General features: G+C 51.1%; 2 rRNA genes. Both read right to left on the bottom strand.

Features of this window, described 5'->3' with window-relative positions:
- Nucleotides 1-9 precede the first annotated feature (9 nt).
- Nucleotides 10-122, bottom strand: a 5S ribosomal RNA gene (rrf, locus tag ACZ92H_RS29355).
- 136 nt (nt 123-258) lie between these two features.
- Nucleotides 259-1642 (bottom strand): 23S ribosomal RNA (locus ACZ92H_RS29350); the annotation flags it as partial.

Raw genomic sequence — 1642 nt, 5'->3', positions numbered from 1 at the left:
GAATAACAAGCCTGACGATAACCTACTTTCACACTGGTTGCAGCACTATCATCGGCGCAAAGTTGTTTCACGGTCCTGTTCGGGATGGGAAGGGGTGGGACCAACTTGCTATGGTCATCAGGCATAACTTGTACTGGCGCTTGTCTCCTGTAGGACGACAAGGCCATGAATCTGGAAGAAGCAAAGATTGGGGTAATGAATGGTATCAACACACACGCAACGTTGTACCGTCTTATCCTCTGTACCTGCTAAGGTTATAGGGACAAGCCGTACGGGCAATTAGTACTGGTTAGCTTAATGCATTACTGCACTTCCACACCCAGCCTATCAACGTCCTGGTCTCGAACGACCCTTCAAAGAGCTCAAGGCTCTGGGAAATCTCATCTCAAGGCAAGTTTCCCGCTTAGATGCTTTCAGCGGTTATCTCTTCCGAACTTAGCTACCCGGCAATGCCACTGGCGTGACAACCGGTACACCAGAGGTTCGTCCACTCCGGTCCTCTCGTACTAGGAGCAGCCCCCTTCAAATTTCCAACGCCCACGGCAGATAGGGACCAAACTGTCTCACGACGTTTTAAACCCAGCTCACGTACCACTTTAAATGGCGAACAGCCATACCCTTGGGACCGGCTACAGCCCCAGGATGTGATGAGCCGACATCGAGGTGCCAAACTCCCCCGTCGATATGAACTCTTGGGAGGAATCAGCCTGTTATCCCCAGAGTACCTTTTATCCGTTGAGCGATGGCCCTTCCATACAGAACCACCGGATCACTATGTCCTACTTTCGTACCTGCTCGACTTGTCAGTCTCGCAGTTAAGCACGCTTATGCCATTGCACTATCAACACGATGTCCGACCGTATCTAGCGTACCTTCGAACTCCTCCGTTACACTTTAGGAGGAGACCGCCCCAGTCAAACTGCCTACCATGCACTGTCCCCGATCCGGATAACGGACCAAGGTTAGAACCTCAAACAAACCAGGGTGGTATTTCAAGGTTGGCTCCACGAGAACTAGCGTCCCCGCTTCAAAGCCTCCCACCTATCCTACACAGATTGGTTCAAAGTCCAATGCAAAGCTACAGTAAAGGTTCATGGGGTCTTTCCGTCTAGCCGCGGGTAGATTGCATCATCACAAACATTTCAACTTCGCTGAGTCTCGGGAGGAGACAGTGTGGCCATCGTTACGCCATTCGTGCAGGTCGGAACTTACCCGACAAGGAATTTCGCTACCTTAGGACCGTTATAGTTACGGCCGCCGTTTACTGGGACTTCAATCAAGAGCTTGCACCCCATCATTTAATCTTCCAGCACCGGGCAGGCGTCACACCCTATACGTCCACTTTCGTGTTTGCAGAGTGCTGTGTTTTTATTAAACAGTCGCAGCCACCAGTTTATTGCAACCCTTTCACCCTCATGGAGTAAACCAATCAAGCTACCGGGGCGTACCTTTTCCCGAAGTTACGGTACCAATTTGCCGAGTTCCTTCTCCCGAGTTCTCTCAAGCGCCTTAGAATACTCATCTCGCCCACCTGTGTCGGTTTGCGGTACGGTCTCGTATGACTGAAGCTTAGAGGCTTTTCTTGGAACCACTTCCGATTGCTTCGTGCACAAGTGCACTCGTCCCATCCCCTTGAATTCCG

It is taken from the genome of Janthinobacterium foliorum (genome assembly GCF_978021625.1).
The sequence above is the reverse complement of the archived record's forward strand: the minus strand, read 5'-3'. Positions and strand labels throughout refer to the sequence as shown.